Consider the following 255-nt stretch of genomic DNA (forward strand, 5'->3'; position numbering starts at 1 on the left):
CTTGTACTGAATACATAGGTGCAAGAGGCGAACCAGGGGAACTGAAACATCTAAGTACCCTGAGGAAAAGAAATCAACCGAGATTCCCTTAGTAGTGGCGAGCGAACGGGGACCAGCCCTTAAGTTGATTTGAGATTAGTGGAACGCTCTGGAAAGTGCGGCCATAGTGGGTGATAGCCCCGTACACGAAAATCTCTTGTCAATGAAATCGAGTAGGACGGAGCACGAGAAACTTTGTCTGAATATGGGGGGACC

Annotated in this window: 1 rRNA gene; it reads left to right on the plus strand. The window is 48.6% G+C overall.

The features are described from left to right. Nucleotides 1-255 (plus strand): 23S ribosomal RNA (locus tag J5M58_RS27380); the annotation flags it as partial.

The organism is Pseudomonas sp. 32_A, assembly GCF_017490905.1.
Lineage (GTDB): Bacteria > Pseudomonadota > Gammaproteobacteria > Pseudomonadales > Pseudomonadaceae > Aquipseudomonas > Aquipseudomonas inefficax.